Below are 23,275 nucleotides of genomic sequence, written 5' to 3'. Positions count from 1 at the left end.
GGCCTATGCTCGGTGCGGCGAACGGCGTGCCCCAGGGTGTTCTCGTCGTCAGTGACCGGCGACGACAGCCCAGGGAAAGTTTCAGCGTGCACGTGATTGTCGACGATCAGGTTCGCGTTCCTGCTGCCACGCGGCGGGGTCGTGACGACCTGATCGGATTGAGCGGTGTGGCCATCGTGATGGTCGTCGTCTGCCATTTCTGGTTCGGGCGGGCATCCGGCGGCATCGATGTCCTGCTGGTCTTGGCCGGCTACGTCGTCGGCGGTCGCGTCCTGCGGAGTATCGGAAACGCCGGCCCGTCCGCCCTGGCCGCGGAGTTGGGCCGGGCGGCCCGTGGGGTGGTGCCGCCGTTGGTTCTCGTGCTGGTGGTGTCTGCGGTCCTGACCGTGCTCATCCAGCCGCAGACCCGGTGGGAGTCATTCGCCGAGCAGACCCTGGCCGGCCTGGGCTTCTATCAGAATTGGCAGTTGCTCGGTTCGGCGGACGACTATGTACAGGCCGGTGAGGCGGTGACCCCGCTGCACCACCTGTGGGCGGTCTCGGTGCTGGGCCAGTTCGCAGTCGCGTTCGTCGTGCTGGCCGCTGCGGTCATCGCGGTGACGGTGCGTCGAGGTGGTGGCGCGCGACGCAGCATTCTGGTTGCCGTGTCCGGTACCGCGATGGCGGTGTCGTTGTACTACGCGGTCACCACGCAGTCAGACAGCCCGATGCTCGGCTACTACAGCACCGCCGCTCGGGCCTGGGAGCCGTTGGCCGGGGTGATGGCTGCGGCCTTCGTGTCCGGCCGGCTGGGCCGCATCCGGTGGAGCGGCTGGTTACGGGCCGGTGCGGCGGCAGCCGGGTTGGCGGCAATCCTGGTGTGCGGTGTGCTCACCGATCGGACCGTGCAGTCCCCGGGCATCTGGACGTTGATTCCGGTGGCGGCGACGCTGCTGATCATCGTCAGCGGCGTCGCGGAGACGTCGTCGAAGACGGACGAATTCTTGCGCAGCACCCCGTTGGTCACCGTCGGAATGCTGGCTTATCCGCTGTATCTGTGGCACTGGCCCCTGTTGATCTTCTGGTTGGCGACCACCAACGACGATGTTGTCGGGCCGGTCGACGGCATGGCGGTCATGCTGGTCGCAGTTGTGCTGGCGGTCCTCACTGCGAGGTGGGCCCACCTTCCGTGGCGTCGCGGGGCCGGCATGAGGATGGTGTCGGGCGCGGTCGTGGTGTTGGTCGCGGTCACGCTCGTGGCGGCATCGCTCATGTGGCAGGGCCATGTGGCACTGGCCCGGGCCAGTGGTGCGGAACTGGGCATGCTTCCGATACGTGACTATCCGGGTGCGCAGGCGCTCATCGAGAACCGCAGGGTGGCGAAGCTGCCGATGCGCCCGAGCGTGCTGGAGGCCGACGACAACATCCCTCCGTCGTCGGTCGACCATTGCGTTACGGGGTTCACCGGCGGAGAGGTCGTCACCTGCGTGTACGGAGATCCCAAGGGCACCCACACGATTGCGTTGGCCGGCGGGTCGCACTCCGAGCACTGGCTGACCGCGCTGCACCAGATCGGGCGTCAGCACGGCGTCAAGGTGACCACCTACCTGAAGTTCGGATGCCCGCTGACCACCAAACCCGTGCCGATCATCGCGGGATCCTTTGACAAGTACCCGTCCTGCCGGACGTGGTCGGATAACGCCTTGGCCCAGATCATCGCCGACCGACCGGACTATGTGTTCTTCACCTCGACACGTCCGATCCTCAACGGCCCCGGCGACTATGTGCCCGACTATTACCTCGGGATCTGGGATGACCTGTCCGCCAACGGAATCCCGATGCTCGGCGTGCGTGATACCCCGTGGATGATCCGTGACGGCTGGTTCTTCTCGCCGGTGGACTGCCTGTCGTCCGGAGGTGACGCCGAGTCCTGCGGGGTGCCGCGCAACGAAGCGCTGGCCCAACGCAATCCGACCCTCGATCACCTGGCCGACTATCCGCTGATGAAGCCGCTCGACCTCAGTGACGCGGTATGCCGTCCGACCATGTGCCGCGCCGTCGAGGGCAACGTGCTGGTCTACCACGATGCCCACCACCTGTCGGCGGCCTACGTGCGGACGCTCACCACCGAATTGGCCCGCCAGATGTCTGACGCCCTCGGTTGGTGGTAGCCGTCATTCGACGATAAAGACCGGAATCTGTCGGTCGGTCTTGGTCTGGTATTCGGCGTAGGGCGGGTAGGCCTCGACGGCCAGCTTCCACCAGTGCTCGCGTTCGTCACCGGAGATTTCGCGGGCGGTCAGCGACGCGGTCTTGTCACCGTCCTGCACTGTCACGGCGGGGTTGGCCTTGACGTTGAAGTACCACGACGGGTGTTCGGGGGCGCCGCCCTTGGAGGCCACCATCGCGTAGCGGCCGTTCTCTTCCACGCGCATCAGCGGTACGTACCGCTTCTTGCCGGACTTGGCGCCCGTCGTCGTGAACAGCACGATGGGGCGGTCGAGAATCTCGACTCCGTCGGTGGTGCCTTGTTCCAGGATGCGTTGGGTCTGCTCGCGTACCCAGTCGGTCGGGCTCAATTCGGCATGGTCAGTCACGCACCCCGCAACACCGGCGGCGGCGCTGTTATTCCCGCATTCGGGTCGATCAGCGAAGCGTGAGCACCACCTTGCCCTTGGCGCTGCGGTTCTCCAGCGACGCGATGGCCGCAGCTGCCTGCTCGAGTGGATACACATCGGGCTGCGGTGCGGGCACCGCGCCGGAAGCCAGCAGCGGTTGCAGCTCGGCCCACTGCTCCTGCAGATAGCCGGGGTGCGAAAACGTCCAGGCGCCCCAACCCGCGCCGATCACGTCGACGTTGTTGAGCAGCAGGCGATTGACCTTGACCGTGGGGATCTCGCCGCCGGTGAACCCGACGACCAGCAGGCGCCCGCCGACAGCCAGCGAACGCAATGAGTCGGTGAAGCGGTCACCGCCGACCGGGTCCACGACGACATCCACACCGCGGCCGTCGGTGAGTTCCTTCACCGCGTCCCGGAATCCGTCGACCAGCACCACATCGGATGCACCTGCGGCCCTGGCGATCTCGGCCTTCTCCTCGGTGGATACCACCGCGATGGTGCGTGCGGCCCCCAGTGCCGGTGCCAGTCGCAGCGCCGAGGTGCCGATGCCGCCCGCCGCGCCGTGCACCAGCACGGTTTCGCCTGCAGCCAACCGGCCGCGGGTGCGCAACGCGAATTGGACGGTCAGGTCGTTGAACAGGATCCCGGCGCCGGCCTCGAAGGACACCGCGTCGGGCAGTGCGAACACCCGCTCGGCGGGCAGTGCGACGACTTCGGCCATCCCGCCCGACAGCATGGTCAGGGCCAGCACCCGGTCACCGGCGCGGACGTGAGCTCCGGCGGGGGCGCTGCGCACCACACCGGCGACCTCGGCGCCCGGGGTGAACGGAAGCTCCGGCTTGTACTGATAGAGCCCGCGGGTGAGCAGGGCGTCCGGGAATGCGACCCCGGCGGCGTGGACGTCGATCACCACCGCATCGGTACCGGCGGGTTCTTCGACCTCGGCCACCCGCACTGCGTCGGGACCGTCGAGTCGGGTGATCTGTGCTGCACGCATCGGTGTCTCCTTCGGTGGGTCGCCAGCCAATTGTGACAGGTGTCAAGTCGGTGGCTTAGCATCACCGGATGCTCAACGCCCGCGCCGCGGCGGTGCTCGACGCCGGAGCCGATCCGCAGCTCATCGACGTGCAGATTCGGGAACCGCACGGCGACGAAGTACTGGTTCGCATCGACGCCGTCGGCATCTGCCACACCGATGTGAGTATTGCCGCGCGGTTCCGCAGGCTGCCGATGGTGTTCGGTCACGAGGGCGCGGGCACGGTGGTCGCGGTCGGGCCCCACGCCGCACCCCGGGTCGGCGACCAGGTCGTTCTCACCTTCGCCAGTTGCGGCACCTGTTCGACCTGCCGGGCCGACGCCCCCGCCTATTGCGAGCGTTCCACCGACCTCAACATGCGCGGCAACCGTGACGAATCCAGTGCGCTGCACGCCGACGGTGCCCCCATCGGCGGCGGATTCTTCGGCCAGTCCAGCTTCTGTACCCACGCGATCGCCGGCAGTCGCAATGCCGTTGTGCTGCCAGAGCCGATCGACCCGGCGCTGGCAGCCCCGCTGGGTTGCAGTGTCCAGACCGGGGCGGGAACCGTGCTCAATGTGCTTGCGCCGCAACCTGCGGATGCGCTCGTGGTGTTCGGTGCCGGCGCCGTGGGCCTTTCGGCGGTCATGGGCGCCCGCATCGCAGGCTGCCGGACTGTCATCGCCGTCGACCCGATCGCCGAACGAAGAATGCTGGCAACCGAATTGGGCGCCACCGCGACGATCGACCCGACCACCACGGAGGTGGCCGCGGCAGTGCTCGAGCTGACCGGGGGAGTGGCCGCCGCGGTCGACACCACCGCACGGCCCGATGTTCTCGCCGCGGCGGTCGGGGTGTTGCGCGAGCGCGGCACGCTGGCGCTGCTGGGCCTCGGCGCGTTGACGGCCGACGTGCCCGTCGCGGCGGTCATGGGTAAGGGTCTGACCCTGCGCGGTGTGGTGGAGGGGGACAGCGAACCGCACACCTTCATCCCGCACCTGGCCGATCTGCACCGCCGCGGCGAACTCCCGCTCGACAAACTCGTGAGCCGCTACCCGTTCGATGACTTCGACCGGGCCTGGGCCGCGGCCAAGGCGGCTGACGTCGTCAAACCCGTGCTGATCACCGGCACGGCAGCCTCATGAATCCCCAGTTTCACCCGGCAACGACGCCAAACGATCGGAGCACCATGACCCTTCCCCAGCTGCCGCCGGGACGCACCGTCCAGGTTCGCGCCGTCGACGGCGTGCGGTTGCATGCCGAGGTGTTCGGGCCCGAGGACGGCTACCCGATCGTGCTGGCCCACGGCATCACCTGTGCCATCGAGGTCTGGGCCCACCAGATCGCCGATCTGGCCACGGATCACCGGGTCATCGCCTACGACCATCGCGGGCACGGCCGCAGCGAGACGCCGCGTGGGCGTCACCGCTACAGCCTCAACCATCTGGCCGCCGACCTGGACTCAGTGCTCGATGCCACGCTGAAGCCCGGGGAACGGGCCGTCATCGCCGGACATTCGATGGGCGGCATCGCGATCACCTCGTGGTCGCAGCGCTATCCGGCCCAGGTGGCGGCCCGGGCCGACGCCGTCGCACTGATCAACACCACCACCGGGGACCTGGTGCGCGACGTGAAATTGCTGAGAGTGCCTGCGCCGCTGGCGTCGACGCGCGTCCGGGCCGCGGGTACGGCAATTCGGACCTTCGGCGGTACCCGGATGCCGCGGATCGTCGAGCGGCCCAACAAACGTTTCGTCGCGCGTCTGGCGGTGGGCCGTGACGCCGACCCGTGGGTCGCCGAGTTCGTCTATCAACTGTTCGCCGAGACCCCGTCCGCCGGACGTGGCGGCTGGGCCCGCACTCTGGTCAACGGGATGGGTGCGCAACACATCTCGCTGCGGAACCTGTCGGTGCCCACGCTGGTGATCGGCAGCACCAAGGACCGCTTGCTGCCCATCAACGCCGCCCGCCGGATCGCCGCCGACGCTCCGAACCTGAGTGCTTTCGTCGAGATGCCCGGTGGACACTGCGCCATTCTGGAATGCCCGTCACAGGTGAACGCCCAATTACGGGCGCTGGCAGCGTCGGTGGCGTCGCCTGAGGCGGTCGATCGGTAACGCGCTCAGCCGGTGAGGCGGCCGGCCACCTCGGCGGCCGCACGCTGACCGGACCGGACCGCCCCGTCGAGGAAGCCGGTCCACTCGTCCGCGGTTTCGGTGCCGGCCCAGTGGATCGCGTCCACCGGTTCCCGCAGCCACCTACCGTACTGGGTCCACGATCCCGGCGGCACCGCCGCCGTCGGGCCGCCCGGTGCGAATTGTTCTGCGCTCCAACAGTGGTCGAGGTAGTCGATCGGTTTCAGGGCGGCATCGCCGAACAGGGTGGCGAACCCGGACAGGGCCTGCTCGCGGCGCTCCGCCGGTGACAGCCGGTCGAAGGTCCGGGCGTCGGTGAACCCCAACAGGATGCCCGGGCCGTTTTCGCCGCCCGGGCTCACGTCGAAGGTGATGAACACCGGCCCTTCATCGGACAAGGCCTCGCCCGAGCAGCCGTTGGTGCGCCAGAACGGCTTTTCATAGGCGGCGTAGGCCTTGCTGAGGTTGCCCTGCGGCCAGTTCTCGGCCAGTTCGGTGTACGGCTCGGGCAGTGCCGGGCTGAACTCGATCCCGGTCCGGTGCTGCGGCGGGATCGCCACGATCACCGCACGTGCCTGAACTACTCCGGACGGACAACTCACCGCCACTGTGCCGTCGTCGTGGCGCTCGATGCGGCTCACCGGGGCGCTGAGCACCACCCGATCGCCGAGTTCCTCGGCCATCTTCCACGCGATCTGCTGGGTGCCTTCGGGAAAGCGCTCCTGCTGGGCGCCGCCCCGAACGTCGAGCATGCGGTCGAGCCCGCCCGCGGCCTTGACGTAGCGGGCGGCGTGCAGCATCGACACCTCATCGGGCTCGGCGCCCCACGTGACCCGGGACATGATCGCCATCAGGTTGCGGGTCGAGGCGTTGGCGCCCGCCGAGCGCAGCCACTGTTCCAGGGTCAGCTCATCGAGCTTCTGGGCGTTCGCGCTGTTCCACGGCTCTTTCACCCGGATCAGGCGGCTCAGACGTTCGAAGCGCCACTGGATGCGGGACACGTCGAACAATTCCATCATCGACAGCCGCGGGATCGTGCTCCGATAGGACCGGACCCGCCCGTGCCACCGGATCAGGTTCTTGCCGCGGTCATAGGTGGGCACGGAGCGGCAGCCGAGCTCGCCGGCCAGCGCCAGCACCGCGTCCTGGGTGGGGCCGACGAACGTGCCGCCCAGGTCGACCGGCACTCCGGCGATCGTGGTGGTCGATGAGCGACCACCCACCCGGTCCCGCCCCTCGAGCACCACCACCTGGTGTCCGAGCCGGAGCAGGGCGCGGGCGGCGGTCAGGCCGGCGAAGCCGGCACCCACCACGACGACGTCGGTGCTGGTTGGGATGCTCACCTGTCTAGGCTCTCACGCGTGAAGGTCATGACAGCATTGTTCGGTCCGCGAGACGCAATCGACCGGGCCGCGGCCCTACGTGAGGCCGGTGCCAGCGGGGTATTCACCTTTGAAGGCCCGCATGATGTATTTACCCCCTTGACGCTGGCCAGCACCGTCGGGGATCTGGACCTGATGACCAATGTGGCAATTGCGTTTCCCCGTAACCCGATTCACCTGGCGCACCAGGCCGTCGACCACCAGATCCTGTCCGGCGGCCGCTTCACCCTGGGCCTCGGCACCCAGATCCGTACGCAGATCGAGAAGCGGTTCGGCGCGGACTTCGACCGGCCGGTGGCCCGGATGTCGGAGTTCGTCGGGGCACTGCGGGCGATCTTCGCGGCCTGGGACACCGGTGAACGGCTGGCCTTCAGGGGCGAGTACTACCGGCACACACTGATGACGCCCACGTTCACCCCCCGGGACAACCCGTACGGTCCGCCGCCGATCTATGTCGGTGCGCTGGGCCCCCGGCTCACCCGGGCCACCGCACAGTTCGCCGACGGCCTGCTGGTCATGCCGTTCGGGTCCAAGCGGTTCCTGCACGAGGCGACGCTGCCCGCGGTGCGGGACGGGCTCGCCGCCGCCGGGCGTGACGCGGCGGACCTGGCGATCGTCCCGGAGATCATCGTGTCGGCCGGGGACAACCACGACGCGGCGCGACGCCTGCTGGCCTTCTACGGCTCGACCCCGGCCTATCGGCCCGTACTCGACGCGCACGGCTGGGGTGATCTGCAGCCAGAGCTCAACGCGCTGTCCAAACAGGGCCGTTGGCAGGAGATGGGTTCGCTGATCGACGACGAGGTACTACACACCATCGCGGCGTGCGGTAGCCCCGCCGATATCGCCGCCCACATCCGGGACCGCGTGGCCGGGGTTTCCGATCGGATCTGCCTGTATCAGCCGGGTCCGATCGCGCTGGATTCGCTTGCCCAGATCGTCGACGCACTGCGCGACTGAGCGCCTAGGGTGGTGGTACTCGTCGGGACCAAAGGAGGTTCGCCATGGGCGGTGCTTGCCGTGCTGCGGATCCGGACTATTCGGATGTGCTCATCGTCGGGGCCGGAATCTCGGGATTGGGCGCGGCCTACCGGGTGCATGAGAAGAGTCCCGGACTGACGTACACCGTGCTGGAACGCCGAGCGCGGATCGGCGGCACCTGGGACCTGTTCCGGTATCCGGGGATCCGCTCGGACAGCGACATCTTCACGCTGAGCTTCCCGTATCAGCCCTGGACCAAGCCCGAGAACGTCGCCGACGGCGCCGATATTCGCGACTACCTGACCGAGACCGCCCGGGAGCACGGTATCGACCGTCATATCCGGTTCAACACCCGTGTGTTGTCGGCGGATTGGGATTCGAGCACCGACACCTGGACCGTCGAGACCGAGCAGGACGGCCAGGCCGGGACCTACCGGTGCCGGTACCTGTTCTTCGGCACCGGCTACTACAACTACGACGAGCCCTACACCCCGGAGTTCCCCGGTATCGAGACCTTCGACGGCGACCTGGTGCACCCGCAGTTCTGGCCCGAGTCGCTGGATTACTCGGGCAAGCGCGTCGTGGTGATCGGCAGTGGTGCCACCGCGGTCAGTCTGGTGCCCGCGCTGGCGCAGCAGGCTTCTCACGTGACGATGCTTCAGCGCTCGCCGACGTACATGGTGGCGGCGGACCGCATCGTTCCGTCGGTGCAGACCATCCGTAAAATTTTGCCGCGCAAGTTATCTCACCAGGTTGTGCGGTTCCGCAACGCGATGATCCACGTGCTGAGCTATTTCTTCTTCCGCTCGGCCCCCGATCTCGGTCGCAGCTACCTGCGCAAGAAGCTCACGGCCGCGTTGCCCGAGGGGTATCCGGTCGACGTGCATTTCAAGCCGCGGTACAAACCGTGGGATCAGCGGTTGTGTCTGGTGCTCGACGGGGATCTGTTCGGGCACATCAGCGACGGTCGGGTCGACGTCGTCACCGATCACGTCGATCACATCGACGCCACGGGCATCGTGCTGAAATCCGGTGAGCGGGTGGATGCCGACGTGATCGTCACCGCGACCGGCCTGCAACTGCAGGCGCTCGGCGGCGTTCGCCTCGCGGTCGACGGCCAGGAGGTCAAGCCGACCGAACGGTTCGTCTACAAGGAGTTTCTGCTCGAGGACGTTCCGAACCTGGCCTGGTGCATCGGCTATACCAACGCGTCGTGGACGCTGCGTGCCGACATGACCGCCCGGGCCTTCGCGAACCTGTTGGCGTACCTGGGGGCTCACGGTTACACCCATGCCTATCCGCACAAGGGCGCGGCGCCGATGCCGGAGAAACGGACCTGGGATCTCGAGGCCGGCTACATCCAGCGTTCCGAGCACGCGCTGCCGCGGTCAGGTACCAAACGGCCGTGGCACGTGCGGCACAACTACCTGCTGGATGCCATCGACCACCGCTTCGACCGCATCGACGAGTCGATGGTCTTCGGTCGCGCGCCCGCGCAGAACCCATCCGAGACCGTCGCCTCCTAGGTTTCGTTTCCCAGGCGTAATTCCGTCAGCGGTGTGCGCACGCTCGTCACGGTGTGCGGATGCGAATCCCCGTCGCCAGCAGTTGTGTGGCCGACAGCCCGAACGTGGTCTTGAAGCTGTCCGCCAGGTGTGACGGGCTGGCGAATCCGGAATCGGCGGCTGCGGCGGTCAGGTTCTCACCGGCCGCCACGGCGGTACCGGCTGCGATGAGCCTGCTCCACATCCGGTAGCGCCGAAGGCTGGTCCCGGCCTCGCGACGGAACAGATGCAGGAACCGTGATTCGGACAACCCGGCAGCCGTCGCGAACTCACCTGCCGATACCGATTCCGCCGGATTGTCACGAATCTGCTTGGCCACCAACTCGATCCGGGGATCGATTTGGTGAGGTGTGTCCGGGGCAGCCAGATCCAGCCAGCGCCGGGCGGCCTCGTCGTCCATCGGTGCTGCCGCCAGGCGGGTCTCGGCGGCATGACCGACACCGATGCCGTGCCGGAATTCGGTGAACTGCTGACGGCACGATACGGTCCGCGGCGAACCGGGATCGAGATAGCACGACACCAACCCGCCCTGCATCGCAAGGTGATGGGTGAGCCGTGGCGGAATCAACACACTGCGCGCCACGATCGCGTTGCCCTGAATCGTCACCGTCAGAGGCCCGTCGACGCCGAAGGCCAGGCACCACACCGATCCGGAGTGCGGTTGCAAATCCAGTCCGGGCCCGGAGTACAGCGCCTGCCCGGGCCACAACCACACCGTAGGACAGCAGGTTTGTGGAAGCGCCGGCATCAGTTCATTGTGCATGCTGGGCGGACAACTGATCAGGAGGCTACCGTGACTGTTGCTGTCATCGTCGTGGTCGGCGTGTTCTTCGCCGGCATGGGTGTGTATGCGCTGGCGGCGCCGCAGGCGATTCTGCGGCCCTTCGACTACGACCTCAGAACCGCCGCGGCCCGCGCGGAAGTGCGTGGCGTGTACGGCGGCTTCGGTATCGCCATCGCCGCGGTGCTGGCATACGCGGCCGTGGCGCCGGGGGAGGTGCGCACCGGGATCCTGATCACCGTCGGCGCCGCGCTGGCCGGCATGGCAGTCGGCCGCGCCCTTTCGGCCGTGTTCGATGAACGGACGGCCTTCTACCCCAACTGGTTCTACTGCCTGGTAGAGGCGATCGGCGCGGCCGCGCTGTTCTGGGCGGCCTAGTTTCTCCGGCGAGCAGACGCGCCCGTACCCGAAAATTCTCGAAGCGGGGTACCTACGCGTCTGCTCGCGGGGAGAAAACTACGGGGCGACGGTGAGCCAGTCGGCGAAACCGGACGGGTCGTGCCTGCCGAGCGCACCGTGTTCGAACAGACCCCAGCCTTCCACCGGAGCGCCATTGCCCTCTGTGCAGACGGCCCGCCCGACGTGGTCGATCACGCCGAACGCCGTCCGGCCGACGACTGCCGGATCGGTCATGTCGTAGGTGCGCCGTTCGGTGAACTTGTCGCCCTTCCACACACCGTGGATCCAGTCGACGTCGCCGCCGTAACCGCCACCTACATGAATCGGCACGGGCAGTTTGGATTCCACGTCGAACCGGACGGGGGTGCCGTCGGGAGCGGTGGCCTCGATGGTGGCCCCGGTCGGGATGCGGGTGCCGGAACGGTAGTGGATCTTCACCCGCGGCCAGCCGAGCTGCTCGACGCGACCGTCCTTGAACACGCGGCTGCAGTCATTGAGCGAGCGGAACCCGCTGGGATCCTCCTGGATGATGAAGACGATCGAGAAGTCATCGAACGCCATCGGTACGTACAGCCACCACATGCCTTCGAAGGGCGGGTCCGCCGGACGTCCGGCGGGCTCGGCCTCACCGATCGGGCGGATGCCCCAGGACCGGTCGCGGGAGCCGATCCAGGTTTCCGGGTCGACGTCGATACGTTGGCCGTCGATCTCCAGAAAGCCACTCCAGGAACCCATTTGGGCAAAGCGCTGGGCGTTGAGCGTGACCCGGTTCCCCTGACGCATCACGTGCGGTTGCTCCTGGACCGCGTCGAACAGGCCGTCCCAGGTCAGGTCGGCGGCCACACCCTCGGTCTCCTCGAGCACGATGCGGATCTTGCGCAGCGGTTCGGTGACCTCGACCCGGTAAGCGCCGACGTGCTGGTTGAGCCGGTCCTGATCGATCCCGTCGGACAGGTGCACCGCGGTCTGCTCGTCTCCGCGCCTCACCAGGAAGTAGGCGTCCTTCACCCCGAGATTGGGGTAGTAGCCGAGACCGGTGATGACGAAGATGTCGCCGGTGCGGTCATGGGCGTTGAAGTACGAACGGTCGTAGAAGTTCCGGTCCGAAGATCCCGGCCAGGCGATCGGCTGGGGAACTTGATGTACCGGGAATTCGTCCATCGGGCCGAGCATTAAGACTCCTCGATAAGACGCCGCAGCAGCGGCGCGTGGTAGAACATCGTTTCGATATCGTCGGGCTTCTCGGTCTCGCCGAAGTGCACCCGCCGGGCGCCGGTGCGCATGAACACGCAGCACCAGATGACACCCGAGTAGATGTAGAACCAACGCAGGTCGCTCAATTCGGCCCCGGTCAGCTCGCGATAGGTTGCGCGGACATCCTCCTCGCGCATCACATCGGGCAGTCCCGGCAGCCCGGCCATGCCGGACAGCTCCTGAAACACCATGTGCGCAAAGATGATCCACGAAACATCGAGCTCGCGGGGGCCGAGGGTGGCCATCTCCCAGTCGAGGACCGCGGCAGGGCGGAAGTCGTCGTACAGCACGTTGCCGATACGCGAATCACCCCACGTCAAAACGGTTTCCGAGGCTGCCACGTCCTCGGGGAAGTTGTCCTCCAGCCATTGCAGTGCCCGCTCCACCAGGGGGGACCGGCCGATATCGGGTACCGCGTACTCGTACCAACCCTTGAGCCAGCCGAAGTGCCGGCGCAGTGGGGTGTCGCCCGGCGGGTCGATCTCGGACAGGTACGCGAACCGCTCGGCCGCGTCGGGGATTGCGTGAAGCTTTGCGAGTACCTCCACCGTGCTGTCCTGCAGCTCGCGCTGGCGTTCGACCGGCGCATCGGCGAACCAGTTGCCGCCGAAGGTGTAGGGCATGACATCGGGCGGCACCTGGCCGTCGATCCGGTCCATCAGGAAGAACGGCGTGCCCAGCACCTCGCCGGTGGTGTCCATCCAGCGCACGTTGGGGACAGGCACGTCGGTGAGTTCGCCGACCTGACGCATCACCTCGAACTGGTGATCAAGCCGGTACGACGAGAACACCGGGACATCGTCTTGCGTCGGGGCGACGCGGGCCACCCACTTTTGCTCCTTCGGCTCGCCGTCCTCTTCCCAGCGTCCGGTCAGCATGATCGTTTCCGAGGACATACCGTTGGAGTCGACGCCGCTTTCCACGGTGATCTCGGGGGTGATCCCGCCTGGCATCACGGTAGACAGCCATTTCGACAACACCGAGGGGAGTGTGGTGATGTCGCGACTGGAGCGTTGCAGGTGTTCGACGTTCTCCACGGGAGCGTCCACGGCCTCGTTTGCCATTCAACTGTTCCTTACGGCCACAATTACGATACTGTCAGTAGCGTTATGAAAGCAGAGCCATCACCGGTTGGCAAGACCTCTGGAGCGGGACGTCCCCGTGACCCGCGCATTGACGCTGCCATATTGCAGGCCACCGTGGACCTGCTTGTCGAAATCGGTTATGCGAGCCTGACGATGGCCGCGGTCGCCGAGCGTGCGCAGACCACGAAAACCGCGCTGTACCGCCGGTGGTCGAGTAAGGCCGAGCTGGTGCACGAGGCGGTGTTCCCCGCTGCCGCGACGGGCCTGACCGCGCCGGCCGGTGACATCGCCGCCGACATCCGGGCGATGATCGGTGCTGCCCGTGACGTGTTCACCAGCCCGGTGATGCGAGCCGCGCTGCCCGGATTGGTCGCCGACGTCGTCGCCGACACCGATCTGAACGCCCGGGTGATGCAACGGTTCGCCGGGACCTTTGTCACGGTGCGAGCCAGGATCGTCGACGGCATCGCGCGCGGTGAGGTGCAGGCCGACGTCGACCCGGACCGTCTGGTGGAGCTCATCGGCGGATCGACCCTGCTGCGGATGCTGCTGTGGCCCGAGCGTGAACTCGACGATGCATGGGTGGCGCAGACGGCGGCGATCTTGGTGCATGGGGCCACCGTCAGTTGACATGAACCGCCGTCGAGGTTCGACACTGGTGCGGTGAATCCGAAAGACGTCGAACCCTTTCCCTCGACCTGGCAGACCGCTCTGGTTTTGGTGGCCCACCCGGATGATCCCGAGTACGGGGTTGGCGCGGCCGTCGCGAAGTGGACTGCTGCGGGTAAGTCCGTGCATTACGCGCTGGCCTCGCGGGGTGAGGTCGGTATCGCCGGGATGCCGCCAGAGCAGGCCGGGCCGCTGCGGGAAGGAGAGCAGCGCAGCTCGGCCGCCATCGTCGGGGTCGATGACGTGGCGTTCTGGGACTTCCCGGACAGCAACATCCGCGATACCCCCGGGCTGCGGGCGAAGATCGCTGAGACCATCGTGGCGCTGCGTCCGGATCTCGTCGTTACCCTCTACAGCGGGCACACCTGGGCATCCGGCACACCGAATCAACGCGATCACATCGAGTTCGCGCATGCGGTCGCCGCGGCTTATGACAGCCTGGCGGACCCGCCCGCCTGGCTCTTCGAGAACGGACCGGATCCGACGCATTGCGAGGTGGTCGAGGGCTACACCGAGGTAGCGGTGAATTCCCTTGCCGTCCATGAGGTCTACCTTTCAGTGCTCGACCCGGAGACGCCCGTCGTCGAACAGGCCCGGCGGCAGGTGGAGATGTCGACGCCGGCGCTGCCGGGATTCGGCGCCCGAACCGTCGGCTTCATCCTGAAGCGGCAACGCTGAACCGGCCGGGTCTCGTTCGCCTCGGTCGGCTCGCTGGGGTGCCGGTCTGCTGCTCGTGGCTTCCGGCGGATCAGGCTGGGCCAGTGACGGTGACGGCGAAGCTCTTGGTCACGGTGTTGCCTTGGATGTCCGCGCCGGACAAGGTGACGGTATAGGGCCCCGGAGCCGCCCAGCCGTGCGTCACCGTGGGTCCGGTACCCGCGGGCGTCCCGTCGCCGAAATCCCATGTGATCGGTCCCATCGGGGACCAGGTGTCGGCCACCCGGCTGCGCAGTTGCACAACCTGATTCGTCGTCACCGCCGCAGGCACCACTGCCTCGAGAATGTCGGGTGCGCTCGCGTCGAACGCGGTGGCGTAAGCGCGATTGGTCAATTCGTCGTACACCGTCTCGATGACCGCCACGCTGCCTGCCCGGTCGGCAATCACCTGGTCGATGTGGTGGGTCGGCCCCTGCTCGGCCAGGTCCACCGGGGTCCTGGGATCGTTCAGGTACACGGGCCAGTGGCTGGCACGGAAGAGCCCCAGACCCGGGTCGCCTCCGCCGAAACCGACGGCACCGGTGTACACCAACACCGCCTCCTCGCTCCCGAACGGGCCCTTGCGGATAGCGATCTGACCGTCGCGAGATTCCGTGCCGGCCGGCGATATCACTTTCGGGGTCGGCCAGATGCCCGGATAGCCACTTCGTGTCGCGCAGATGCCGTCGTTGCTCGAGGTGGTCGGACCCTGCCGCCGAACCAAGGCGTAATTCATGCCGCTGAAGGTGATTCCCACGTCGAGGCATGAACTCGAGGCTGCTGTGGACGAATTGAACAGTGCCGTGAACGACTGCCAAGGCGCAGCGGCATTTTCCCGTGTGGTGACATTCGCATGCCCACCGATGTATGCCCCGAGGACGGCAGCGCCGAGGTAGTTCACCGCGAGGCGCACCCCGCCGGCGTCGGCGCCGTTCTCGGGTGTGAGGGCGACTGACTGCGGCGTCGGTCCGGTGGCGCTGGGTGTGCATACGCGGATCGACGAACGTGGCGGTGACGCCTGATAGCGGTGTATCCAGGCGACGGTGGGGTTCCCCAACCCGTCGACGTCGAGGGCTATCCCGCCGTTGAGGCCGCCGGTCGGTGTGAGCTTCTGGGGCGTGGTCCACGACGACGTGTTGGAAATATGAAATGTGACGACAACCGATCCGACCGCCGATCCGGCCGCGCCGTCGAACCGATCTGCGACCACCACGGCGATCCCGTTGTCGGCCACCTGAACTCGCCGTTGGCGAGTGAATTCGCTGGGGGCACTCGCCGGCACGATCTCCGTTGGGGTCTCCCACTTCCGGGTGGCCGCCGGGGCATAGCTGACGTAGTGGCGCCACTGGTAGGTCGCCGGGTCGGTGCTGGTGATCGTGGTGTAGCACGCCGCGGCACTGCCGTCAGCGCCGGCCGCCAGCGTGATCTCGATCGGAATGTCCCCTGCGACGGACTTCTTCTCGAAGACGTCCACCCACGCACCGTTCTTACGCTCGGCGATTGCCACCCGGGTCGATATCGGGCTGAGCGACAGCAATTGGGCGTAGGCGACCCGCACGCGGCCGGAATTGTCGAAGCCGACACTGGGGCCGAACCAGTGTGCGGGAAGTGGTTGCGCGGGAGACCAATCAGCCATGTCATCGACGCTACGATCCAAGCGGGATGTCGGTGTGAGTAGTCGACTACCTGATTTGTCGGGTTCGCCTGGAGCTTGGTGAGCGGTTGGGCCGCTAACGGTCGATCTGGCCGCGGTTTCGCTGGGCCACTGCGCGATAACGGTCACCCAGGCCGTGGAAATCACGCGCCTGCGCGCCGGCGATCTCCTGTTCGGCGGCGAGCGCCGGGGCGATGACGGGATCGCTGCCGAGGGTGTAGATCTTCTTGAGGCCGGTCATGATCGGGCCCGGAACCTCAGCGATCTGACCGGCCAGCTCCAGCGCCCGGTCCAGCAATCGCGCGTGCGGTACCACCTCGGTGACCAGGCCCAGCCGTTCGGCGCGGGCGGCATCGACGACCTCGCCGGTCATCGACAGCCGGCGTGCCATCGCAGCGCCGACCATGTGGGGGAGCCGTGCCGTCATTCCGCCGCCGGGCAGGATCCCGACGCGGGCGTGCGTGTCGGCGAACACCGCTCGGTCGGAAGCGATCAGGAAGTCGCAGCCCAGGGCCAACTCCAGTCCGCCGGTGAACGTGGCTCCATTGATCGCCCCGAGGATCGGGGTACGCAGCTTGCCGGTCTTGGTGATGCAGTTGTGCGACCGGAACTTCTCGAAGTACTCCATGCCGAGCGTCTGGGCCTCTTTGAGATCCACGCCGGCGCAGAACGCCGGGTCGGTTCCGGTGAGCACGATGGCCCGCACGCCCTGATCGGTATCGGCGTCGTCGAGGGCCCCGTAGAGTTCCTCGATCAACTCACGACCCAGGGCATTGCGCGACTCGGGGCGGTGGATGGTGAGGACCCGGACGGCGCCGTGGTCAGCCGTGAGGACGGTCGTCATCGTTCGAACCTAACGTTCCGCGAGCAGACACGTATGTACCCGACACGCCGAGGTTTTGGGTACATTTGCGTCTGCTCGCGGGAGGAAACGTGAGGAATCAGCGTAGGAAGGTCTCGGCATTGTTCGCCAGATCGAGCAGCGGCTGAGGCAGTGCACCGAGCGCGAACGTGATGGCCGCGGTAACCGTGATGACGGCGGTGGTGAGCCCGCTCGGGATGACGACTTCGGGTGCGTCCTCGGGAGGGTCGGTAAAGAACATGAGCACGATCACCCGCACGTAGAAATAGGCTGCCACGGCGCTGGCGAGGACGCCGACGATGACCAGCGGGATCGCCCCGCCTTCACCGGCGGCTTTGAACACCGCGAACTTGCTGACGAATCCGCTGGTCAGCGGAATCCCGGCGAACGCCAGTAGGAACAGCGAAAACACCGCGCCGACAATCGGATAGCGCCGGCCCAGCCCGGCCCATTGGGCCATCGAGGTAGCTTCCTCGCCGGCGGGGTTGCGCACCAAGCCGACGACCGCGAACGCACCCAATGTGCTGAATCCGTAGGCGAACAAGTAGAACAACGTCGAGGACACCCCGGCTTGGTTGGCAGCGATGACACCGGTGAGGATGAACCCCGAGTGTGCCACCGCGGAGTAGGCCAGCAACCGCTTGACGTCGGTCTGGGTGACGGCGGTGAGGGTGCCGACCACCATGGTCAGGATCGCGATCGCCCACAGGACCGGGCGCCAGTCATCACGCAACTGAGGTAACGCGACGTAGAAGATGCGCAGCAAGGCACCGAACGCGGCGATCTTGGTCGCCGCGGCCATGAACGCGGTGATCGCGGTGGGTGCGCCCTGATACACGTCGGGGATCCACGAATGAAACGGAACGGCACCGACTTTGAACAACACGCCTACCAGCAGCAGGGCGATGCCGATCAGCGCCAGCGGCGTGTTGGGTGCTCGGGTGATCACCGCATTGGCGATCCCGTTCAGGTCCAGGGTGCCGGCGTAGCCGTACAGCATGGCCGCGCCGTACAGGAAGAAGGCCGACGAGAATGCGCCCAGCAGAAAGTACTTCAGTGCCGCCTCCTGCGACAGCAGGCGCCGGCGACGGGCCAGCCCGCACAGTAGGTACAGCGGCAGTGACAGGACTTCCAGTGCGATGAACATCGTCAACAGGTCATCGGCCGCCGGAAACAGCAGCATGCCGCCGATGGCGAACATGGTCAGCGGAAAGATCTCGGTCTGCATCGCCCCGGCCTTGGCGGCCAACTTCTCGGCCACACTCCCAGGTACCGCCGACGCCTGTGGCGTGAAACCGTCCAGACCGCGCCTGCTGCTGGTGGATTCGGTTACGGGCTGCCGTTCGGCGATCAGCAGGATGCCCAGTATGCCGACCAGGGCGATGGTGCCCTGCAGGAACAACGCAGGCGCGTCCAGGACCACCGCGCCCATCACCGCGGGCCTGCCGGTGGTGCCGTGCAAGTCTCGGGCCAGCAGCACCACCGCCACCACGGCGGCCACCAACCCGCCGAGCGCGAGGGCCACTTGCGTCCCGTAACGCCCGTGCCGGGGCAGGAAGGCCTCGACGAGTACACCTGCCACGCCCACCCCGAACACGATCAGCATGGGGGAGAGCAGGCCGTATTCGATGCTCGGTGTCACCATGTCAGCGGACCCCCTCTGCCATCTCGGGTAACACCTGCGGTGGCGGATCGCTCTGTCCGATGGTGGTCAACGTGTGCTGGACGGCCGGATTGATCACGTCCAGCGCGGGTTTGGGGTAGATGCCCAGCACCAGCAGCAGTGCAATCAAGGGGGCCACCACGACGAGTTCGCGAGGTACCAGGTCGCTGACCCGGCGCTCGCCGTCGGCGATCCCATCGCGGACCGGGCCGGTCATCATCCGTTGGTACATCCACAGGATGTACACCGCCGACAGCACCAGTGCGGTGGCGGCGAACACCGCGACCACCGGATAGCGCGTGAATGTGCCGATGAGAACCAGGAATTCACTGATGAACGGGGCCAGGCCCGGGAGTGACAAGGTCGCGAGCCCGGCCACCAGGAACGTTCCGGCGAGTACCGGGGCCACCTTCTGCACGCCGCCATAGGCGTCGATCAACCGGGAACCGCGCCGTGACACCAGGAATCCGGCGATCAGGAACAGTGCGGCCGTGGAGATCCCGTGGTTGATCATGTACAGCGTCGACCCGGCCTGGCCCTGACTGGTCATCACGAAGATGCCCAGGATGATGAAACCGAAGTGCGAGATCGATGTGTAGGCGATCAAGCGCATCACATCGGTCTGCCCGATCGCCAGGACCGCGCCGTAGATGATGCCGATCACCGCGAGGGTGATGACCAGCGGACGGAAATACGTTGAGGCATCGGGGAACAACGGCAGGCAGTAGCGCAGCATGCCGAAGGTGCCCACCTTGTCCATGATTGCCATCATCAGCACCGCGCTGGCCGGGGTGGCCTGCACGGCGGCATCCGGCAACCACCGGTGAAACGGCCACAGCGGAGCCTTGACGGCGAACGCGAACATGAAACCCAGGAACAGGAAGTTCGCCACCGCGGGGTTGATCACCAGCTGGCCCGACGATACCGCGGCGACGATCGCGCGGAAATCGAAGGTGCCCGAGCCGAATGCGTCGCTGCCCGCGGTCACCACGTACAGGCCGATCACAGCGCCCAGCATGACGAGTCCGCCGAACAGGTTGTACAGCAGGAACTTCACCGCCGCGCGCGACCGGTTCTCACCACCGAAGCCGCCGATCAAGAAGTACATCGGGATCAGCATGGCCTCGAAGAACACGTAGAACAGCAGGATGTCCAGGGCCACCAGGGACATGAACACCATGCCCTGCACGGCCAGCGTCAATGCCAGGTAGGCGTGCACTCCGCGGCCACCGAGCCCGGTCTGGCGATCGGCGTCATTCCAGCCTGCGACGATGAGCAGGGGCAGCAGCACCGCGGTGAGCACCACCAGAGCCAGGGCGATTCCGTCCACGCCGAGGATGTAGCCGGTGCCGAACGACGGTATCCAGCGGCGGGATTCGACGAACTGGTACTGCTCGCCGGCGGGATCGAAGCCGACGGCAATCACGGCGGCCAGGCCCAGTGCCGCCAACGAGATCACCAATGCCAGCCATTTCGCCAGCGTCCGCTGTGCGGCGGGCAGCAGCATCACCACGGCGGCCCCCACAGTCGGGGTGGCCCACAACGCCGTCAGCCACGGAAACGTGCTCACCACAGTCGCACCGCCAGGATCGTCGCCACCAGCAGGGCCGCCCCGGCCAGCATCGAGAGCGCGTAGGAGCGGGCGAAGCCGGTCTGCAACTGGCGCAACCCATCCGATAATCGACTGAGCAGAGCGGCCAGCCCCCCGGCCGTCCCGTCGACCACCTTGTCATCGACGGTCACCAGGGCCGCGGTCAACGTCTGGCCGCCTCGCATGAACACCGCCTCGTTGAATGCGTCGCCGTACAGATCGCGTCGGGCCGCCACCGTCAGCGCCGAACCGTCGGGCACATCGGCCGGAACCGGCTGCTGCGCATACATCCGGTAGGCCACCGCGATACCGACCGCGACGACCGCCAGCACCACCGCGGTGACCACCCACGCCGGGATTGCGTGGTGTGCCTCGTGCGTGCCGACCACCGGCTCCAACCAATGTGACAGCGTGCCGCCGATCGCCAGCGCACCGCCGGAGACCACCGAGCCGACCGCGAGCAGAATCATCGGCCACGTCATCACGGCCGGAGCCTCGTGTGGATGCGCTTCTTCTTCCCAGCGCGGTTCGCCGAAGAACGTCATCAGCATCACCCGGGTCATGTAGAACGCGGTGATCCCGGCCCCGAGAATGGCGGCCCCGCCGAGGATCACGCCCCGCACACCTCCGGCGCCCAGCGCTGCCTCGATGATGCTGTCTTTGGAGAAGAAGCCGGCCAGCGGCGGTACCCCGATGATGGCCAGGTAGCCGAGGCCGAAGGTGGCGAACGTGATCGGCAGTGCCTTGCGCAGCCCGCCATAGCGGCGCATGTCGACCTCGTCGTTCATGGCATGCATCACCGACCCGGCACCGAGGAACAACCCGGCCTTGAAGAATCCGTGGGTGAGTAGGTGCATGATCGCGAATGCGTACCCGGCCGGCCCCAGCCCGGCGGCCAGCACCATATAGCCGATCTGGCTCATCGTGGATGCGGCCAGTGCCTTCTTGATGTCGTCCTTGGCGCAACCGATGATCGCCCCGAACAGCAGCGTGACCGCGCCGACGATGACAACGCCGGTCTGGGCGCCGGGGGCCAGGTCGAAAATCGGGCCGGACCGCACGATCAGATAGACGCCGGCGGTGACCATGGTGGCGGCGTGGATCAGCGCGGACACCGGGGTCGGGCCCTCCATCGCATCCCCCAGCCAGGACTGCAGCGGCACCTGGGCCGATTTGCCGCACGCGGCCAACAACAGCATCAGACCCATCGCAGTGAGGGTGTTCTCCCCCAATGCCGGTGCGGCGCTGAAGACTCCGGCGAACGAGATCGACCCGACGGCGGCGAACATGATCATCAGTGCGATGACCAGGCCCATGTCGCCGACCCGGTTGACGACGAAAGCCTTCTTGGCCGCCGCGGCGGCCGAGGGTTTGTGCGACCAGAACCCGATCAACAGGTACGAGGCCAGGCCGACGCCTTCCCACCCGGCGTACAAGCCGAGGTAGTTGTCCGCGAGAACCAGCAGCAGCATGGCGGCCAGGAACAGATTGAGGTAGGCGAAGAACCGCCGCCGGTCGGGGTCGTGAGCCATATAGCCGATCGAGTAGATGTGGATCAGCGATCCCACACCGGTGATCAACAGTACGAAGCACACCGACAGCTGGTCGAGCTGCAGCCCGAAATCGACCTGGAGGCCGGCCGCCGGAACCCAGGAGAACAGAGATTCCTGAACCGCACGGTGCTCGTCGTGACGGCCCAGCATCTGGGCGAACAGCACGGCCCCGACGGCGAACGCGCCGAGTGCGGTCGCGCAACCCAGCAGGTGTCCCCACCGGTCGGAGCGTCGGCCGCTCAACAACAGCATCGCCGCCCCGGCCGAAGGGAGGGCGATCAGCAGCCACACAGGAATCGTCATGTTGCCCTTAGTGCTTCAGCAGGCTGGCGGCGTCGACCGAGGCCGAATGGCGGGTACGGAAGATGGTCATGATGATGGCCAGGCCCACGACCACCTCGCACGCGGCGACCACCATGGTGAAGAACGCCACCACCTGGCCGTCGAGCTGACCGTGCATGCGGGAGAACGCCACGAACGCCAGGTTGGCCGCATTCAGCATGAGCTCGACGCACATGAACATGACCATGGCGTTGCGCCGCAACAGCACTCCGGAGGCGCCGATCGTGAACAACAGCACCGACAGGTACAGGTAGTTATCGGGATTCACCGCATCACCCCTTCGAGTCCGCCGGGTCATTGACCGTGCGTCGCGGAAGTATCGCGCTGACCGACAACGCCGCATCGGAGCCGTCGGGTAGCCGTGCCGGGACATCGACCGCGTTGTGCCGTGCGTAGACCCCGGGATTGGGCAACGGGGTCGGATGGCCTCCGGCCTGGAACCGTTCCTCGGCCCGCTCGCGCTGGGTCTTGCGGTGCTCGAAGCGTTCCCGGTGTGCGAGCACCATTGCGCCCAGTGCCGCGGTGATGAGGAGTGTGCTGGTCAATTCGAATGCCCACAGGTACCGGACGAAGATCAGGGCGGCCAGACCTTCCACGTTGCCGCCGCTGTTGGCTTGGGCCAGCCCGGTGAATCCGCTGACAGACACGCTGCCGATCCCGGCGATCAACAGGATGCCGAACCCGGTACCGACCGCGAGTGTCGCAAGACGTTGGCCGCGTATCGTTTCGGCGAGCGATTCGGACAGGTCGACGCCGATGAGCATCAGCACGAACAGGAACAGCATCATCACCGCGCCGGTGTAGACCACCACCTGAACGACGCCGAGGAACAGGGCGTCCTGGGCGATGTAGAGCACCGCAAGCGCGATCATGGTGGAGGCCAAGAACACCGCGGAGTACACCGCTTTCGGGGCGGCCACCACCCCGATCGCGCCGAGCACCGCGACGGTACCGAGGATCCAGAACAGGACCGCCTCCGATGTCGACGTGCGGGCCCCGGTTTCGGCGGCGAGCCACGAAATGTGCTCGGCCAGCACGACGACGTCCGG

The 23,275-nt window shown here is 66.7% G+C and carries 21 protein-coding genes; 8 read left to right on the top strand and 13 right to left on the bottom strand.

Annotation, left to right across the window (positions count from 1 at the left end; genetic code table 11):
• Positions 1–86: 86 nt before the first annotated feature.
• Positions 87–2,150, top strand: coding sequence for an acyltransferase family protein (locus JOF57_RS17130; RefSeq protein ID WP_307870042.1), 2,064 nt, complete (start codon positions 87–89; stop codon positions 2,148–2,150).
• Positions 2,151–2,153: 3 nt separating this feature from the next.
• Here the strand turns inward: JOF57_RS17130 and JOF57_RS17125 are convergent, their stop codons facing one another.
• Positions 2,154–2,576 (bottom strand): nitroreductase family deazaflavin-dependent oxidoreductase, encoded by a 423-nt coding sequence (locus JOF57_RS17125; RefSeq protein WP_209918414.1) that lies wholly within the window; start codon positions 2,574–2,576, stop codon positions 2,154–2,156.
• Between the two features lie 49 nt (positions 2,577–2,625).
• The gene (locus tag JOF57_RS17120) at positions 2,626–3,597 is read right to left on the bottom strand and encodes an NADPH:quinone oxidoreductase family protein (RefSeq protein WP_209918413.1); all 972 of its coding nucleotides are present in this window, start codon (positions 3,595–3,597) and stop codon (positions 2,626–2,628) included.
• A 68-nt stretch (positions 3,598–3,665) separates the two neighbouring features.
• On the opposite strand from JOF57_RS17120, the gene JOF57_RS17115 reads away from it, so the two are divergent.
• Together JOF57_RS17115 and JOF57_RS17110 are read left to right on the top strand one after the other, a co-directional pair.
• Positions 3,666–4,760 (top strand): NAD(P)-dependent alcohol dehydrogenase, encoded by a 1,095-nt coding sequence (locus tag JOF57_RS17115; protein ID WP_209918412.1) that lies wholly within the window; start codon positions 3,666–3,668, stop codon positions 4,758–4,760.
• Between the two features lie 44 nt (positions 4,761–4,804).
• The gene (locus tag JOF57_RS17110; protein WP_209918411.1) at positions 4,805–5,731 is read left to right on the top strand and encodes an alpha/beta fold hydrolase; all 927 of its coding nucleotides are present in this window, start codon (positions 4,805–4,807) and stop codon (positions 5,729–5,731) included.
• A 5-nt stretch (positions 5,732–5,736) separates the two neighbouring features.
• Here JOF57_RS17110 and JOF57_RS17105 read toward each other — a convergent pair whose 3' ends face one another.
• Entirely contained in the window at positions 5,737–7,092 is a 1,356-nt protein-coding gene (locus tag JOF57_RS17105; RefSeq protein ID WP_209918408.1) for a flavin monoamine oxidase family protein, read from the bottom strand.
• Between the two features lie 27 nt (positions 7,093–7,119).
• Here JOF57_RS17105 and JOF57_RS17100 point away from each other — a divergent pair, with 27 nt between their 5' ends.
• Both JOF57_RS17100 and JOF57_RS17095 read left to right on the top strand, forming a co-directional pair.
• Complete coding sequence (locus tag JOF57_RS17100) at positions 7,120–8,091, top strand: TIGR03617 family F420-dependent LLM class oxidoreductase (protein ID WP_209923448.1); 972 nt, start codon at positions 7,120–7,122, stop codon at positions 8,089–8,091.
• A gap of 44 nt (positions 8,092–8,135) precedes the next feature.
• Positions 8,136–9,638, top strand: coding sequence for a flavin-containing monooxygenase (locus tag JOF57_RS17095; protein ID WP_209918406.1), 1,503 nt, complete (start codon positions 8,136–8,138; stop codon positions 9,636–9,638).
• A 46-nt stretch (positions 9,639–9,684) separates the two neighbouring features.
• On the opposite strand, the gene JOF57_RS17090 is transcribed toward JOF57_RS17095, so the two are convergent.
• A complete protein-coding gene (locus JOF57_RS17090; RefSeq protein WP_234938159.1) occupies positions 9,685–10,425 on the bottom strand; it encodes a helix-turn-helix domain-containing protein in 741 nt (246 codons plus the stop codon).
• Positions 10,426–10,470: 45 nt separating this feature from the next.
• On the opposite strand from JOF57_RS17090, the gene JOF57_RS17085 reads away from it, so the two are divergent.
• The gene (locus tag JOF57_RS17085; protein WP_209918402.1) at positions 10,471–10,836 is read left to right on the top strand and encodes a DUF4345 domain-containing protein; all 366 of its coding nucleotides are present in this window, start codon (positions 10,471–10,473) and stop codon (positions 10,834–10,836) included.
• A 78-nt stretch (positions 10,837–10,914) separates the two neighbouring features.
• On the opposite strand, the gene JOF57_RS17080 is transcribed toward JOF57_RS17085, so the two are convergent.
• Both JOF57_RS17080 and JOF57_RS17075 read right to left on the bottom strand, forming a co-directional pair.
• Entirely contained in the window at positions 10,915–12,030 is a 1,116-nt protein-coding gene (locus JOF57_RS17080; protein ID WP_209918400.1) for an Rv3169 family protein, read from the bottom strand.
• The gene (locus tag JOF57_RS17075; RefSeq protein WP_209918398.1) at positions 12,030–13,175 is read right to left on the bottom strand and encodes a phosphotransferase family protein; all 1,146 of its coding nucleotides are present in this window, start codon (positions 13,173–13,175) and stop codon (positions 12,030–12,032) included. The genes JOF57_RS17080 and JOF57_RS17075 overlap by 1 nt, the downstream gene beginning before the upstream one ends.
• 45 nt (positions 13,176–13,220) lie before the next feature.
• On the opposite strand from JOF57_RS17075, the gene JOF57_RS17070 reads away from it, so the two are divergent.
• Positions 13,221–13,826, top strand: coding sequence for a TetR/AcrR family transcriptional regulator (locus tag JOF57_RS17070; RefSeq protein ID WP_209918394.1), 606 nt, complete (start codon positions 13,221–13,223; stop codon positions 13,824–13,826).
• Between the two features lie 33 nt (positions 13,827–13,859).
• Positions 13,860–14,543: a PIG-L deacetylase family protein gene (locus JOF57_RS17065; protein WP_209918392.1), complete on the top strand. Its 684-nt coding sequence runs from the start codon at positions 13,860–13,862 to the stop codon at positions 14,541–14,543.
• Positions 14,544–14,613: 70 nt separating this feature from the next.
• Here JOF57_RS17065 and JOF57_RS17060 read toward each other — a convergent pair whose 3' ends face one another.
• The 7 genes from JOF57_RS17060 to JOF57_RS17030 all read right to left on the bottom strand — a co-directional run bounded on the left by JOF57_RS17060 (position 14,614) and on the right by JOF57_RS17030 (position 23,260).
• The gene (locus JOF57_RS17060; RefSeq protein ID WP_209918389.1) at positions 14,614–16,197 is read right to left on the bottom strand and encodes a PKD domain-containing protein; all 1,584 of its coding nucleotides are present in this window, start codon (positions 16,195–16,197) and stop codon (positions 14,614–14,616) included.
• Positions 16,198–16,291: 94 nt separating this feature from the next.
• Positions 16,292–17,059, bottom strand: a complete 768-nt coding sequence (locus JOF57_RS17055; protein WP_209918387.1) for an enoyl-CoA hydratase — start codon at positions 17,057–17,059, stop codon at positions 16,292–16,294.
• 97 nt (positions 17,060–17,156) lie between these two features.
• Complete coding sequence (gene nuoN, locus JOF57_RS17050) at positions 17,157–18,722, bottom strand: NADH-quinone oxidoreductase subunit NuoN (protein ID WP_209918386.1); 1,566 nt, start codon at positions 18,720–18,722, stop codon at positions 17,157–17,159.
• A 1-nt stretch (position 18,723) separates the two neighbouring features.
• Positions 18,724–20,313: an NADH-quinone oxidoreductase subunit M gene (locus JOF57_RS17045; RefSeq protein ID WP_209918383.1), complete on the bottom strand. Its 1,590-nt coding sequence runs from the start codon at positions 20,311–20,313 to the stop codon at positions 18,724–18,726.
• Positions 20,307–22,187, bottom strand: coding sequence for an NADH-quinone oxidoreductase subunit L (gene nuoL / locus JOF57_RS17040; protein ID WP_209918381.1), 1,881 nt, complete (start codon positions 22,185–22,187; stop codon positions 20,307–20,309). The genes JOF57_RS17045 and nuoL overlap by 7 nt, the downstream gene beginning before the upstream one ends.
• Positions 22,188–22,194: 7 nt before the next feature.
• Complete coding sequence (gene nuoK / locus JOF57_RS17035) at positions 22,195–22,494, bottom strand: NADH-quinone oxidoreductase subunit NuoK (RefSeq protein WP_209918378.1); 300 nt, start codon at positions 22,492–22,494, stop codon at positions 22,195–22,197.
• 4 nt (positions 22,495–22,498) lie between these two features.
• Positions 22,499–23,260 (bottom strand): NADH-quinone oxidoreductase subunit J, encoded by a 762-nt coding sequence (locus JOF57_RS17030; protein ID WP_209923446.1) that lies wholly within the window; start codon positions 23,258–23,260, stop codon positions 22,499–22,501.
• Positions 23,261–23,275: the final 15 nt, after the last annotated feature.

This window comes from Mycolicibacterium lutetiense (assembly GCF_017876775.1).
GTDB classification, from domain to species: Bacteria; Actinomycetota; Actinomycetes; order Mycobacteriales; family Mycobacteriaceae; genus Mycobacterium; species Mycobacterium lutetiense.
Note: the sequence above shows the minus strand (reverse complement) of the source record. Positions and strands in the feature narration are given on the sequence as shown.

Coding starts and splice junctions, on each gene's coding strand:
- JOF57_RS17120 (WP_209918413.1), bottom strand. CDS start 3,597: ATGCGTGCAGCACAGATCACCCGACTCGACGGTCCCGACGCAGTGCGG.
- JOF57_RS17115 (WP_209918412.1), top strand. CDS start 3,666: ATGCTCAACGCCCGCGCCGCGGCGGTGCTCGACGCCGGAGCCGATCCG.
- JOF57_RS17110 (WP_209918411.1), top strand. CDS start 4,805: ATGACCCTTCCCCAGCTGCCGCCGGGACGCACCGTCCAGGTTCGCGCC.
- JOF57_RS17100 (WP_209923448.1), top strand. CDS start 7,120: ATGACAGCATTGTTCGGTCCGCGAGACGCAATCGACCGGGCCGCGGCC.
- JOF57_RS17095 (WP_209918406.1), top strand. CDS start 8,136: ATGGGCGGTGCTTGCCGTGCTGCGGATCCGGACTATTCGGATGTGCTC.
- JOF57_RS17090 (WP_234938159.1), bottom strand. CDS start 10,425: ATGCCGGCGCTTCCACAAACCTGCTGTCCTACGGTGTGGTTGTGGCCC.
- JOF57_RS17080 (WP_209918400.1), bottom strand. CDS start 12,030: ATGCTCGGCCCGATGGACGAATTCCCGGTACATCAAGTTCCCCAGCCG.
- JOF57_RS17075 (WP_209918398.1), bottom strand. CDS start 13,175: ATGGCAAACGAGGCCGTGGACGCTCCCGTGGAGAACGTCGAACACCTG.
- JOF57_RS17070 (WP_209918394.1), top strand. CDS start 13,221: ATGAAAGCAGAGCCATCACCGGTTGGCAAGACCTCTGGAGCGGGACGT.
- JOF57_RS17060 (WP_209918389.1), bottom strand. CDS start 16,197: ATGGCTGATTGGTCTCCCGCGCAACCACTTCCCGCACACTGGTTCGGC.
- JOF57_RS17055 (WP_209918387.1), bottom strand. CDS start 17,059: ATGACGACCGTCCTCACGGCTGACCACGGCGCCGTCCGGGTCCTCACC.
- nuoN (WP_209918386.1), bottom strand. CDS start 18,722: ATGGTGACACCGAGCATCGAATACGGCCTGCTCTCCCCCATGCTGATC.
- nuoL (WP_209918381.1), bottom strand. CDS start 22,187: ATGACGATTCCTGTGTGGCTGCTGATCGCCCTCCCTTCGGCCGGGGCG.